At 63.4% G+C, this 13,367-nt stretch carries 11 protein-coding genes; 8 read left to right on the top strand and 3 right to left on the bottom strand.

Annotated elements, in window-relative coordinates; genetic code table 11:
- Positions 1 to 123 precede the first annotated feature (123 nt).
- Together G8E03_RS04425 and mgtE are read right to left on the bottom strand one after the other, a co-directional pair.
- The gene (locus tag G8E03_RS04425) at positions 124 to 807 is read right to left on the bottom strand and encodes a type 1 glutamine amidotransferase domain-containing protein (protein ID WP_166189094.1); all 684 of its coding nucleotides are present in this window, start codon (positions 805 to 807) and stop codon (positions 124 to 126) included.
- 261 nt (positions 808 to 1,068) lie between these two features.
- On the bottom strand, positions 1,069 to 2,448 hold the full coding sequence (gene mgtE, locus G8E03_RS04420) for a magnesium transporter (RefSeq protein WP_166189091.1): 1,380 nt from the start codon (positions 2,446 to 2,448) through the stop codon (positions 1,069 to 1,071).
- Between the two features lie 134 nt (positions 2,449 to 2,582).
- Between mgtE and G8E03_RS04415 the strand changes: the two genes are divergently transcribed.
- The 8 genes from G8E03_RS04415 (at position 2,583) to G8E03_RS04380 (ending at position 11,822) form a co-directional block, all read left to right on the top strand.
- Positions 2,583 to 3,860, top strand: coding sequence for a hypothetical protein (locus tag G8E03_RS04415; RefSeq protein ID WP_205793262.1), 1,278 nt, complete (start codon positions 2,583 to 2,585; stop codon positions 3,858 to 3,860).
- Positions 3,861 to 4,637: a COG3904 family protein gene (locus G8E03_RS04410; protein ID WP_166189089.1), complete on the top strand. Its 777-nt coding sequence runs from the start codon at positions 3,861 to 3,863 to the stop codon at positions 4,635 to 4,637.
- A gap of 172 nt (positions 4,638 to 4,809) precedes the next feature.
- Positions 4,810 to 5,637 (top strand): non-homologous end joining protein Ku, encoded by an 828-nt coding sequence (gene ku, locus G8E03_RS04405; RefSeq protein ID WP_166189086.1) that lies wholly within the window; start codon positions 4,810 to 4,812, stop codon positions 5,635 to 5,637.
- The gene (gene ligD / locus G8E03_RS04400; protein WP_166189083.1) at positions 5,638 to 8,103 is read left to right on the top strand and encodes a DNA ligase D; all 2,466 of its coding nucleotides are present in this window, start codon (positions 5,638 to 5,640) and stop codon (positions 8,101 to 8,103) included.
- A gap of 203 nt (positions 8,104 to 8,306) precedes the next feature.
- A complete protein-coding gene (locus tag G8E03_RS04395) occupies positions 8,307 to 9,548 on the top strand; it encodes a GAF domain-containing sensor histidine kinase (RefSeq protein WP_166189081.1) in 1,242 nt (413 codons plus the stop codon).
- Positions 9,549 to 9,705: 157 nt separating this feature from the next.
- A complete protein-coding gene (rimO, locus tag G8E03_RS04390) occupies positions 9,706 to 11,085 on the top strand; it encodes a 30S ribosomal protein S12 methylthiotransferase RimO (protein ID WP_166189078.1) in 1,380 nt (459 codons plus the stop codon).
- Complete coding sequence (locus G8E03_RS04385) at positions 11,082 to 11,582, top strand: GNAT family N-acetyltransferase (RefSeq protein ID WP_166189076.1); 501 nt, start codon at positions 11,082 to 11,084, stop codon at positions 11,580 to 11,582. The genes rimO and G8E03_RS04385 overlap by 4 nt, the downstream gene beginning before the upstream one ends.
- A 9-nt stretch (positions 11,583 to 11,591) precedes the next feature.
- A complete protein-coding gene (locus G8E03_RS04380; protein ID WP_166189074.1) occupies positions 11,592 to 11,822 on the top strand; it encodes a hypothetical protein in 231 nt (76 codons plus the stop codon).
- On the opposite strand, the gene G8E03_RS04375 is transcribed toward G8E03_RS04380, so the two are convergent.
- A complete protein-coding gene (locus G8E03_RS04375) occupies positions 11,798 to 13,279 on the bottom strand; it encodes a flavin-containing monooxygenase (RefSeq protein WP_205793260.1) in 1,482 nt (493 codons plus the stop codon). The genes G8E03_RS04380 and G8E03_RS04375 overlap by 25 nt on opposite strands.
- Positions 13,280 to 13,367: the final 88 nt, after the last annotated feature.

Below are 13,367 nucleotides of genomic sequence, written 5' to 3'. Positions count from 1 at the left end.
TGTTTCGGTGAGTATCGGGGGTGGAGGCCGACAGTCGCTGTTGAAAGGCAACATAGAACCAACCACCCGGATGCGCAAGCCCCGGCAACGATGCCGGGGCCGCGACATCCCGTCCGGCAGCGACTAGCCCAGCAAATCCAGCAGTGCCTTTGCCGCCCCTTCCGAGGATGCTGGGTTTTGCCCGGTCACAAGCTGGCCGTCGATCCGCACGAAGGGCGCGAAATCGTCCGCCTTGGCATACTTGCCGCCACGCTCCTTCAGCACCTCCTCGACCAAATGCGGCACGACATCGGTCAGGCCGACGGCGTCCTCCTCACCATTTGTGAAGCCTGTGACGTCGAGGTCCGCGACAATATAATCGCCGGTCTGCGTCCTGGCATGCTTGAAAATGATCGGAGCATGGCACACGGCCCCGATAGGCTTGCCTGCGGCCCAGAACGCCTCCGTCAGAGCGATGGATTTCACATCGTCCACCAGATCCCACATGGGACCGTGACCGCCGGGATAGAACACGGCGTCGAACGCATCTTCGGATATTTCGGCCAGCGGGCGCGTATTGGCCAATGCGCTCTGCGCCGCCGGGTCCGCCTTGAACCGCCGGGTTGCGTCGGTCTGCGCGTCCTCCGCATCGCTCTTGGGGTCCAGCGGCGGCTGCCCGCCCGCAGGCGAGGCCAGGACGATCTCGTGCCCCGCATCGCGAAAGACGAAATAGGGGGCCGCGAATTCTTCGAGCCAGAAGCCCGTCTTCTCTCCGGTATCGCCCAAGGTGTCGTGCGATGTCAGAATCATCAGAATGGATTTGGTCATCTGTAAATCTCCTGGAATATATCTTGTGGGGGGCTGCAATGTTCAGCGCACATCAACGCGCCCTCTTACCCGGACGTTCCGCCGCAGGAACCCCGCCCGCCCCGCGCGTGGCGCTACAGCCTGATGAACTGGGGCACGATCCCGGGAAATCAGGCTAGCACGAACAGCAATATGACGGGGCATCCCACAATATGACGGAACGTCCGGGCGAGGGTCCAGAAGCCTCCGGCGGGGATGTATCGGGAAAGTGAAATGCGCGGGTTACAACAGCAGCAGCGACGCCAGCCCCAGAAACAGCATAAAGCCCACCACATCCGTCACTGTCGTCACGAAGGTGCCCGAGGCAAGCGCGGGGTCGGCGCCGAACTTGTCCAGGCTCAGCGGCACGAGTATTCCCGCCAGCCCCGCAATTGCCATGTTGCCGATCATCGCAATGGCTAGAACGACGCCCAGCATCGGATTGCCGAACCAGATGACCCCTACGACGGCGATAATCGCGGCGAAGGCTATGCCGTTCAACGTGCCGGCGACCAATTCGCGGCGCACCACCCGCATCGCGTTCGATCCCGTCAGATCGCGCGTCGCGATGGCCCGCACCGCGACCGTCAGGGTCTGCGTCGCCCCGTTGCCCCCCATGCTGGCCACGATGGGCATCAGAACGGCCAGGGCCACCACCGCCTCGATTGTCGAGGAGAATAGAGAGATCACGATGGACGCTAGGATCGCCGTGAACAGGTTCACAAGCAGCCAGGGAAACCGCTGCCGCGCGATCTGCCAGGTCGTGTCCGAGATCTCCTCGTCCCCCACACCCGCCAGCAGGCGCATGTCCTCCTCCGCCTCGTCCTCCAGCACGTCCATCGCATCGTCGATGGTGATGATTCCGACCAGTCGTCCGTCCGCATTCACCACCGGCGCCTGGATCATATGATACTGGTTGAAGGCGTAGGCGACGTCCTCCTGCGACTGATCCACCGGGATCGTGCGCAGGTCCTTTTCCATGATGTGTTCCAGCTTTACACTGCGCGGATGCGCCATCACGCGACCCAGCCTGACCTCACCGATCGGGCGCATCGCCGGATCGACGATGATGATGTCGTAGAACTGTTCGGGCAGATCGTCTGACGCGCGCATGTAGTCGATCACGTCGCCAACCGTCCAATGGGCGGGCGCGGTGACCATGTCGCGCTGCATCAGGCGACCGGCGGAGTATTCGGGATAGGTCAGCGATTGTTCGACAGCAACCCGGTCCGCGTCGTCCAACTGGTCGAGCAGCTCCTCCTTGTCCGCATCGTCCAGATCCTCGACGAGATAGACCATGTCGTCGGTGTCCAGCTCCTGCACAGCGGAGCCGAGCTGATCCGCCGTCAGCGTATTGAGAACGTCGTCGCGGGCGCCTTCCTCAAGCTCGGACAGAACCTCGGGATCGATGTCCGATCCCCACATCTCGATCAGTCGGATCCGTCTGGGTTGTTCGATCTGTTCCAACAGGTCGGCCACGTCGGCGGGGTGCATGTGGCCCAGAAACTCGATCAACCGATCACGATCGCCGGCCTCCATCGCCGCGAGGATCGCCTCGACCGCCGCTGCGTTGAGCGCATAGACATCCTCGTTCTTGTGCAGCTCTTGCGGGCTTTCGGCCATGGTAGTCCCCTCGGTCGGTGTTCAGATCATGTTTTAGCACGTGCAAGACCGGTTGAAAGGCGGCCCGGCGTTCGGTCGTCTTTGAAACTGGGTCGATCCGCCATATTTGCCATAGACTCATTGAGGAGCGTTCCATGACAGATCAGCACGCCGAGCAGCCAGACCAGACAGGTCAGTCCGGCGTACGCGCCGCGCGGGAGCTGCGGGGGCATGTCCGGTGGCTGGATACCTTCACGCCGTTGGCACTAGGCGTTCTGGCGGTCGCGTCGGGCATCTACACCTATCTGGGCGTGTCCGGCTTGCTGGAACAGACCGGCGCGATGTCGATCTTCGCCGCCGTCGCGTATTCGGTCGCGGTGTCGGTGGGCATCTTCGTGTTCTGGTCCTACGTCATGCGCATCCTGCCTGTGCTGACCAGCGCGGGTTCGCGTATCGGGCTGGGGCTTGCCACCGTGCTCGGCAGTCTGGCGATCGTTGCGATGTCCTCGTGGCTGAATGCCGCAGCGCTGGCCGGGTCGGCCGCCGTGGAGCAGCACCTTGCCGTGACCGTGCAGGATTATCAGGCTGCGCTGGAACGGGCGAATTCCAACGCGCAGGCGGCGCAGGGTCTGGGCCTGGACGTGGCGCGCGCCAGCGACGGGTTCACCGCGCTCAGCCAGCAGGAGGCATCGGGCGCCCTGTCGGGCGTCGGCGGTCAGGGGGCCGTCTACCGCGTTCTGACGCAAAAGGCGGATGAGCTGGCCTCCCTGCAATCACTGATCGAGGCACAAAGCATCGGCATCGACGCCGCCTTCGCGCAGGGCAACGAGATCCTCAGCCGGATGCGCAGTCTGATCGTGGCCAGCGGCGCGGTCGAACAGCGCTCGGTCGCGTTCGCCGAGCAATCCGTGCGCCTGGCCGGTGTCATCACCGATTTGCGCCAGATGTCCGTCGCCCCGTTGGTGGAGCGGGCGGCGAACGACCTGGCCGCATCCGTGATCCTGCCGGAGCTTGACCGCACCGCGACCATTCGTGACGCGCAGAACGCGACGATCACCTCGGTGCTTGAGGCGCTGGAACTGCGGGCCGAGACCCTCGCCATTGCCGCGCAGGAGGTTCAGGCCCTGCCCCAGCCGGAGGAGACGACCTACACTCCGATTTCCACCGCTGATGCGGTCATCCGCTACGCCGGTAACTTCGTGCCCAGTTGGGCGGGCGCGATCGCCATTGATCTGCTTCCGGCGGTGCTGGTGCTGATCCTCGCCGTCACGCAGGCCGCAATACGAGAGGGCGAGAGTCGCGGCGACCCCGCCCGCGCCATGACGCTGGACGATCTGGAGGCCGCGATGCGCGCGCTCGACCGGATCGAGGGTGCGCGTCCCGACGCTACCCGCGCCGAAAAGGTCGCGGCCATCCACACGGTCCGCGATTAGATGGGCCTTCTGCTGCGCGCCACCAACCTGCCGCTGCCGCGCATTCTGGGGACGGTCCTGCTCGCTCAATTGGGGATCGCGGGGTTTCTCGTCTGGTCGGACGCGTCCGCCGTCTGGACCGGAATGCGGGGCGGTGATGTCTCCCCCGCGATCACGGAGCCTGCCGCGCCGGGCGATCAGGTTCGTCGCTACCGCCCGACCACCGTTCCCGCGCGCGAAGGCAGGCAGGGCGGGCCGATTCCGCTGCCCACGCAGATGGAGGATATGGCCTTCACCATTGAGGAAACCCCGGATTTCGGGCGTGTGATGTTGCTGTCTGGCTTCATCTCCGCCGGTACGTCCGACCGGTTTGAAGCCGCTCTCGACGGGCAGCGGATCGACACCATCGCCCTGCATTCCCCCGGCGGTGTGGTGCAGGAGGCCCTGCGCATGGGGCAGTTGGTGCGCGCTGCGGAATACGACACATTGCTGACCGCGGATGCGGCCTGCGCCTCCGCCTGTCCGCTGATCCTGTTTTCGGGCATGGAACGCACGGTCAGCCGCCGGTCCTGGGTCGGGATGCATCAGGCGGCCTTTCTGGAGGGCAGCTTCCTGTCAGGTGCGCAGGCGGCGCGGCAGGTACAGGCCATTCAGGGCGAGGTGCTGGAACATACCGCAACAATGGGCGTCGATCCGCGCGTTCAGACCCATGCCCTGCAAACACCGCCCGAGGAGGTCTATTACCTGCTGCCCGAGCAGATCGAGGAATACGAGGTCGCTACTGTCCTGACGGACTAACGATCATGTGCCCCTCGCCCGCGCGCCCATCTGGCGGAACGAGTGACGACGCAAGCACCATGCACAATACAGTTTCAGCTCTAAAATGTGGAACGATTGCCGGGTGAAATCTATATCTTAAGGAACCCCGCCTTTCGATCATGGCGGCCCACATTCGCAGGAGAGGACCAAGATGGCACCGCGCGCGCTTTGGAAAGGACAGCTTCGCCTGTCGCTCGTCTCCATCCCGGTCGAGATATTCTCGGCCAGCAAAACGGGTGCGCGCGTATCGTTCCGCCAGATCCACAAACCGTCCGGCAAGCGTATCCGCTATGAAAAATCCGTGCCCGGCATCGGCCCCGTCAAGAGCGACGACATCGTCAAGGGCTACGAGGTCGATGACGACGAATACATCCTGCTGGACCCGGACGAGATCGACGCGATCAAGCTGGAGACGAAAAAGACCTTCGAGCTGGTTCAATTCGTCGATGCCTGCGAAATCCCGCCGCTCTATTTCGACAAGCCGTATTACATCACCGCTTCGGATGATCTGGCGCAGGATGCCTACCGCGTGGTGCGCGATGCGCTGCGGCAGGCGGGCAAGGTGGGGCTGGGTCAGGTCACGATGCGGGGCAAGGAATATCTGGCTGCCGTGAAACCCTGCGGTGACGGCCTGCTGATGGAAACCCTGCATTACGAGGATGAGCTGCGCGAGGCGGACGAGATCTTCACCGATATCGAGGATGACAAGGTCGATGAGGATCTGCTGGAGGTCGCGACCTCCCTGATCGACCGCAAGAGCGCGCCGTTCGACGCCGCCGCCTATCACGACAAATATGCCGAGGCGATGCAGACGCTGCTGGATGCCAAGATCAAGAACAAGAAGACCCCGCGTGTGCGCACCGACGATGATGACACCGGCGGCGACAGCAACGTGGTCGACCTGATGAGCGCCCTGAAACAAAGCCTGAAGGACGCGGACGGCAAGAAGAAGAAGGCATCCGGCAAAAAGGCATCCTAGATGGCCAAATCCCCCGACCCCTTGGCGGAATACAACCGAAAGCGGGATTTCTCCCGCACGGCAGAGCCGCGCGGTCAGGTCGGAACGTCCCAGGCGCGGCGGCGATTCCTGGTTCAGAAACACGCGGCGTCCCGACTGCACTACGATTTCCGGCTTGAATGGAACGGCGTCCTGCTCAGCTGGGCTGTGACCAAGGGACCCTCCCCCAACCCGTCCCAAAAACGACTGGCCGTGCGCACGGAGGATCATCCGCTGGACTACAGCGATTTCGAGGGCACGATCGCGAAGGGCGAATATGGCGGCGGCACGGTCATGCTGTGGGATACCGGCAGTTGGGTCCCGCAGGAGGACATCGAAGAGGGCCTGAAGGACGGCAAGCTGAAATTCACCCTGCAAGGCCAGCGCATGAAGGGCGGCTGGACATTGGTGCGGATGCGCGGAAAGCCGAAGGAAAAGCGTGAAAACTGGCTGCTGATCAAGGAGCGTGACGATTACGCCCGCGATGATGCCGATGCCTTCACCACGGGCACAGCCCTATCCGTGAAGACCGGCCGCACGATGAAGGAAATCGCCGCCGACGCCCCCGCCCAGACCCCGCCTGAGTCTGAGAACACAACCAACCGCAACCGGAAACGCCCCGCCTTTGCGAAGCTGCAACTTGCCACATTGGTCGATAGCGCGCCCGAGGGCGACGACTGGCTGCATGAGACCAAGTTTGACGGCTACCGTTGCCTTGCAGCGCTGGGCAAGGGCGGAACGCGGCTCTATACCCGGTCGGGCAAGGACTGGACCGATCGGTTTCACGCGCTGGACGGTGCCTTCGATCCGCTGCCCTGTGATGCCGCGCTGATCGACGGGGAGGTGATGGCCGCCCGCATTCAGGGCTCTGCGTTCTCCTCGCTGCAACAGGCGCTGAAGCAGGGGCGCGCGCTGGTCTTCTTCGCCTTCGACCTGCTGAACATCGACGGTGAGGATCTGCGCAAGGCACCGCAGATCGAGCGTCGGGAACGGCTGGCCAGTCTGCTGTCAGGTGTGCAGCCCGGCGCCCCGCTCCGGCTGAGCGAACATATCGTCGGCAACGGGGCGCAGGTCTTTGCCAGCGCCTGCAAGGCCGGGGCCGAGGGGATCATCAGCAAGCGTATCGACGCCCCCTATCGCGGCACCCGCAGCAAGGCTTGGCGCAAGGTCAAATGCACGCGCAGACAGGAATTCGTCATCATCGGCTACTCCCCCTCGGACAAGGCAGGACGCCCGTTTGCCTCGCTTCTGCTGGCCAGCCATGAGGACGATGCGCTGTGCTACAAGGGCCGCGTGGGAACAGGGTTTTCCGATGCCGCGATGACAGATCTGATGGACGCTGTCGTGCCGCGCAAGACACCGCCCTGCGCCGATGTTCCTGATGAGATCGCGAAGGATACGCAATGGGTGCGCCCGAACCTCGTGGCCGAGGTGGAGTTCGCGGAATTTACCGGCGACGGCTATGTCAGGCATGCCAGCTTTCTGGGCCTGCGCGACGACAAGCCGGCCGACGAGGTGCGATTGGAGGAACCGATGCAGCAAGACAGCGAAACCACCGTTCAGGGCATCCGCATCAGCAGCGCGGAGCGTCCGGTATTTCCCGCTTCAGGCTGCACCAAGGGCGATGTGGCGCGCCATTACGCCCGGATCGGGGAACGCCTGATCGCATTGAGCGGGCATCGCCCCCTGTCGCTGTATCGCTGCCCCTCAGGCATCGACGCGTCGTGTTTTTTCCAGAAGCATGATGGCGGCGGCATGCCGGATGAACTGTCCCGCATCAGCATCGAGGAAAGCGATGGCGACATGGCCGATTACCTCTATGCCACGCGAGCGCAAAGCCTGATCGCGGCGGCGCAGATGGGCAGCATCGAATTCCACATCTGGGGCGCGCGCATCGACAGGCTGGAACGGCCCGACCGTCTGGTCTTCGACCTCGACCCGGACGAGGGGCTGGGATGGGACCACGTGCGCGACGCGGCCTTTGAATTGCGCGATACCCTGTCGGAACTGGGCCTCGACAGCGGGGCAATCGTAACGGGCGGCAAGGGGGTGCATGTGTGGATGGCGCTGCGGCGCACCCGCGGCTGGGACACGGTCAAGCTGTTCGCCAAGACCTTCGCGCATGTCATGGCCACCCGCCACCCGGATCGCTACACGGCGACGATGTCCAAATCCAAGCGTCGGGGTCGCATCTTCATCGACTGGCTGCGCAACGAACGCGGCGCCACGGCCATCGCACCCTACTCCCTGCGCGCCCGCGCCGGTGCGCCCGTGGCGGTGCCGGTGACGTGGGAGGAGCTGGAAACGCTGGAGGGTGCCAACCGGTTTTCCATGGCCGATATGGCGGCGCGGCTGAAACTGGATTGTCCGGGGCTGGAAACACAAAAGAACCTGCAGAGCTTGAGCGATGGCGTCATCGACGCGCTTCAGTCCCTGTCGGAAAAGTAGCCGCACAAGACGAACCAAATGGATCGCATTCACGCTGACCTGACATGGTATAGCCTGACACCGCGTTCCGTTGGCCGCATTCTAGACCATATTGCCTCCCCTATACATTTGCCATATTGTCCATGCGCTCAAGCAAATAGCCGCAACTCTTTGCTGATCGTTTCGCCAGTGTCACCGCGAGTGCCATCCTTCAGGAGACAAGAATGAATGACAACGCGCTGCAGCAGCCGGTGATCCAGGATCACAGCGCCTTTCTGGCGGGAGACCACGATTTCCAGGCCGATATCCAGATTCTGGCTGGCAGCGATCTTGTCGGCACGATCCTTGAAACCGTCATGCTGGCCACGAACATGCGCTTTGCCGCCGTGGCGCGGGTAACTGCCGACCGCTGGGTGGCGTGCCGCACCGTTGACGAGGTGAACTTCGGCTTGGCCGAGGGCGATGAGATTGAGATCCAGTCGACCTTTTGCCAGTCGGTCCGGGAAACGTCGAACAAGGTCCTGTTCAACGATACCGCAACCGACGATGTCTATGGGAACCACCCCATCGCGGCCAAGTTCGGGATCGTCAGCTACGCCTCGATCCCGATTTACCGCAGCGATGGCAGCTTTTTCGGCACCCTCTGCGCGATCGACACGGAACCTCGCAATATCAAGCACCCGCGCGCGGTGGCGATGCTTGAGATGTTCGCCGACATCATCGGCCGCAGCCTTGAGACTGAGGAGCAGCTGGAGGCAGAGAAGCGGCTGGCGGAGCAGGAGCGCGAACTGGCCCGAATTCAGGAGGAGTTCGTGGCGGTTCTGGGCCACGACCTTCGCAATCCGGTGGCGGCGCTGGATGCAGGCTTTCGCCAACTGGACAGGGAACCTCTGACCGAGGGAGCGCGGAAAATCCTGCCGTTCATGCGGTCCTCGCTGCATCGCATGAACGACCTGATCGAAAACATTATGATGCACGCCAAGGCACGGCTTGGCGGTGGCATCCGCATTTCCGCCACGCCGGATGCGCCGTTGACGCAAGTCATCACCCAGATCGTCGAGGAAATTCGCGCGGCATCGCCGCAGAACGAAATCCTGCTTGATCTGGCCTTTGACCAGCCGGTCAGCTGCGATGCGCCGCGCGTCGCGCAGGCAATCTCGAATCTGCTGTCGAACGCCGTTCGCTACGCAACCCCCGGCACGCCGATCGAGGTGCGCGGCCTGATGCGCGAATGCGGAATCGAGATCAGTGTCGCCAATCAGGGCGAGGCTGTCCCCGACGAGTTGCAGGAAAATCTGTTCCACCCATTCCAACGCGGCGTTCATGCGAATGGAGAGGGGCTGGGCCTCGGCCTATATATCGCCTCGTCAATCGCAGTGGCCCATAGTGGCCGGATCGATGTGACATGCGAGGACGGAACCACCACTTTCGCGTTCAAAATGCCTGCCCTGTCAGTCGCCGCCTGATACTGCCCCGGATGCACCTTCGAGGGAGCGGCGCATTCCGGGCCCCCGTCGAGGAGGCGGAACATTCGCTCATCATGTCTTCCTTTCGTCGCGACATGGCGTGTCGCACACGAACTGCGCGCTTTTCGTGGGGCGAAACTGGATGTATGAGGCGGGGATGAGCACCAATCCACCAGATCTTCGCCCCGACCTCGCCCCGGCTGCCGTGATCCGCGGCACCGCGCGCCCCGGCCAGCCGACCATCGGCATGGTCTCCCTCGGGTGCCCCAAGGCGCTGGTGGATTCCGAACGCATCCTGACAAGATTGCGCTCCGAAGGCTACGCGATCACCGGCGACTATGCCGGGGCCGACAGTGTCATCGTGAACACCTGCGGTTTCCTCGACAGTGCCAAGGCCGAGTCGCTGGAGGCAATCGGCGAGGCCCTGCGCGAAAACGGCAAGGTCATCGTGACGGGCTGTCTGGGGGCGGAGGAAGACTATATCCGCGGCACCCACCCCTCCGTCATGGCCGTGACCGGGCCGCATCAATACGAACAGGTGCTGGACGCGGTGCATTCCGCCGTCCCGCCGGACCCCGATCCCTTCATCGACCTGATGCCGCCTGCGGGACTGAAGCTGACGCCGCGCCACTACGCCTATCTGAAGATTTCCGAGGGCTGCAATCACAAGTGCAAGTTCTGCATCATCCCCGACATGCGCGGCAGGTTGTCCTCCCGCCCTGTCCATGCCGTCCTGCGTGAGGCGGAGAAGTTGGTGGAAAGCGGGGTGAAGGAAATCCTCGTGATCTCGCAGGATACCTCCGCCTATGGCGTGGATCGCAAGCATGACCTGCATCCGTGGAAGGGCGGCGAGGTCCGCACCCACATGGAAGATCTGAGCCGGGAGATGGCCAAGCTGGGCGCATGGGTGCGCCTGCATTACGTCTATCCCTATCCGCATGTGGACAAACTGATCCCCCATATGGGCGACAATTTGCTGCCCTATCTGGACATTCCATTTCAGCATTCGCATCCCGACGTGCTCAAACGCATGGCCCGCCCCGCCGCGTCATCCAAGACGCTGGAGCGGATCGCGACATGGCGCGACATCAATCCCCAGATCGTCCTGCGCTCCACCTTCATCGTCGGCTATCCCGGTGAGACGGAGGCGGAATTCCAGCACCTGCTCGACTGGATGGAGGAGGCGCGGCTGGATCGCGTCGGAGCCTTCAAATACGAGAACGTTACCGGCGCCCGCTCCAACACCCTGCCCGACCATGTGCCGGAGGAGGTGAAGGAAGATCGCTATGCACGGTTCATGGAGGTCGCGCAGCGTATCTCCGCGCAAAAGCTGGAGGCCAAGGTCGGCTCCATCCAGCAGGTCATCGTGGACAGCGTGGATGAGGAAGGCGCCGTTTGCCGCACCAGGGCCGACGCACCCGAAATCGACGGCAACCTGTTCATCGACGAGGGGTTCGCGGACCTCAAGCCCGGCGATTTCGTCAACGTTCAGGTGGATGAGGCCAGCGAATACGATCTGTGGGGCACCCCGGTTTGATCCGGAGCGCCACGCCCGCCGACCTGCCCGCGATTGCCGCACTGCATCTGCAAAGCTGGCGCGCGACATATGCCGAATTGCTGCCCGCCGATTATTTGAACGACGGGGCGCGCGCACAGCTTGCCGAAAAATGGACGGTCCTGCCCGAGGGGACGACCCTGGTCGCCATTCAAGGGAATCGTCTGGCGGGCTTCGTCAGCGTGGACGCGGCGAATCCGGCCTATGTGGATGCGCTGCACGTCGCAGATTTCGCGCAGGGCGCCGGACTTGGCCCGCGATTGCTGGGCGCGGCCTTCGCCCGCATCGCGAAAAACGGCGTCAGTTCCGCATATCTGTATATCGTCGCGGGCAATGAGGGGGCGCGGCGGTTTTACGAACGCCTCGGCGCGGTAGAGACCTGGCGCGGCCCGGATCCGGATTATGACTTTCCCTCGACGGCGATCCGGTTCGACTGGGCTGACATTTCCGCACTGGTCCACGCCGGCGAAGCGTCCTAGGCTTCGGTCATGTTTACCATAGAACATGAATTCGATGCGACCGTGGTGACGCTGGTCGGTGACACCGCCGCGACCGAGGACGTAACAATCACCATCTTCGACGACGGTGCGCGGGTGGAGCAGTTGGACCCGCGCACGGGCAAGGTTCAGGTGCTGATGCTGACCACCTCGCAATTGCGCGATCTGCACGCCGCTCTCGACCTGCCTGAGGGGAGTTACGCCCGTGTGGAGAAGGACTGATCCATGGTGGAGAGGACCATCGCCCCGTCATCGACCGGCGCATAACGAAACGCGTAGACATCCCTGAGGTAGTTCTGATGCACGCGCCATGGGCCACGGTCGCCCTGCATCGGCAGCGATCCGTGTGCCCGCTGAACATATCCCGACGATAGCGGCACCGCGCTGCGCAGCTTCAGATCCTGCGGTGACACCGGCGTCGCCACGGTCGCGCCCACCGCCTCCATCCGGTTCAGCAGCCGAATGACCCAACGGGCGATCAATTCGCATTTCAGCGTCCAACTCGCATTGGTATAGCCGAACATCTGCGCGAAATTCGGCACACCCGACAGCATCGCTCCCTTGTAGGAGACGTGATCGGCAAAGCGCAGCACAGCGCCGTCCAGCGACAGGGCCGCGCCGCCGCCAAGGCGCATCCGCAGCCCGGTGGCGACAACGATCACATCCGCACGGATCAGATCACCGCTTTCCATGCGAACGCCGTCCGGTGCGAACCCGGCGATCTGGCCGGTCGTGATGCTGGCCCGCCCCGTGCGCAGCGCATCGAACAGATCCCCGTCCGGCGCGAGGCACAACCGCTGTTCCCAGGGGCCGTAGGGGGCGTGGAAATCCGCCGGATCCGTCCCCGAACGCTCTGCCGCTTTCCTAGCCAGCAGCCGCCCGATGAAACCGGGCCAAAGCTGTGTCGCCTGATACGTGCCCATCCCCAGCAGGATGTTTTTCCATCTGATCGCGGCATAGGCGGCCCGTTCGGGCAGGATACGCTTCACCCTGTCCCCCAGCCTGTCGCGGGCCGGCATTCCCGCCACGTAGGAGGGGATGCGCTGAATCATGCTGACATGCGCGGCCTTTCGCGCCAGCTCCGGAACGAGGGTGATGGCGGTGGCGCCGCTGCCGATAACCGCGATCCGCTTGCCGTGCCAGTCCAACCCCTCGGGCCAATGCTGGGGATGCACCAGCGGACCGGCAAAATCCTCCTGCCCCGCAAAATCCGGCTGATACCCGGCTTCATAGTCGTAATATCCCGTACAGCCGAGCAGGAAGCGTGTGGTCAGCGTGATCTGCCCCTCCGGGGTTTGAACGCGCAACGCCCAGTGTTGCGCCACCCCGTCCCAGTTCGCCGCCAACAGCCGGTGCCCGAACCGGATCAGCCGTTCGACATCCTGCTCCCGCGCTGTGTCACGGATGTAACTCAGGATGGAGCCACCGTCGGTTATCGCCTTCTGCCCTCGCCAGGGGCGAAAGGAATACCCCAGCGTATGCATGTCGCTGTCCGAACGGATGCCGGGATAGCGAAACAGATCCCAAGTGCCGCCGATGGCATCCCGCGCCTCCAGCACAATGACGCGATCCGCGGGGCGCTTGGCGCTCAACAGGCTTGCGGCGCAAATGCCCGACAGGCCTGCGCCGACGATGATGACATCCGCGTCCGGCATCCCGGCCCCCCTTTCGGTCGCCATTTGGAGCACATTGCGACATCCGCGCAAGCGCAAGTCGATTTTGTTTCTCTTTACCCGCGAAAGGCGTCACTCTGACAAATATTGCACT

Origin of the sequence: Pontivivens nitratireducens (assembly GCF_011290545.1) — a bacterium.
In the GTDB taxonomy this organism is placed as follows: domain Bacteria; phylum Pseudomonadota; class Alphaproteobacteria; order Rhodobacterales; family Rhodobacteraceae; genus Pontivivens; species Pontivivens nitratireducens.
This window is presented reverse-complemented; position numbering and strand designations above follow the sequence as displayed.

Excerpts from the sequence above, each read along its gene's own strand:
- G8E03_RS04425 (WP_166189094.1), bottom strand. The coding sequence starts at position 807 with ATGACCAAATCCATTCTGATGATTCTGACATCGCACGACACCTTGGGC.
- mgtE (WP_166189091.1), bottom strand. The coding sequence starts at position 2,448 with ATGGCCGAAAGCCCGCAAGAGCTGCACAAGAACGAGGATGTCTATGCG.
- G8E03_RS04415 (WP_205793262.1), top strand. The coding sequence starts at position 2,583 with ATGACAGATCAGCACGCCGAGCAGCCAGACCAGACAGGTCAGTCCGGC.
- G8E03_RS04410 (WP_166189089.1), top strand. The coding sequence starts at position 3,861 with ATGGGCCTTCTGCTGCGCGCCACCAACCTGCCGCTGCCGCGCATTCTG.
- ku (WP_166189086.1), top strand. The coding sequence starts at position 4,810 with ATGGCACCGCGCGCGCTTTGGAAAGGACAGCTTCGCCTGTCGCTCGTC.
- ligD (WP_166189083.1), top strand. The coding sequence starts at position 5,638 with ATGGCCAAATCCCCCGACCCCTTGGCGGAATACAACCGAAAGCGGGAT.
- G8E03_RS04395 (WP_166189081.1), top strand. The coding sequence starts at position 8,307 with ATGAATGACAACGCGCTGCAGCAGCCGGTGATCCAGGATCACAGCGCC.
- rimO (WP_166189078.1), top strand. The coding sequence starts at position 9,706 with ATGAGCACCAATCCACCAGATCTTCGCCCCGACCTCGCCCCGGCTGCC.
- G8E03_RS04380 (WP_166189074.1), top strand. The coding sequence starts at position 11,592 with ATGTTTACCATAGAACATGAATTCGATGCGACCGTGGTGACGCTGGTC.
- G8E03_RS04375 (WP_205793260.1), bottom strand. The coding sequence starts at position 13,279 with ATGGCGACCGAAAGGGGGGCCGGGATGCCGGACGCGGATGTCATCATC.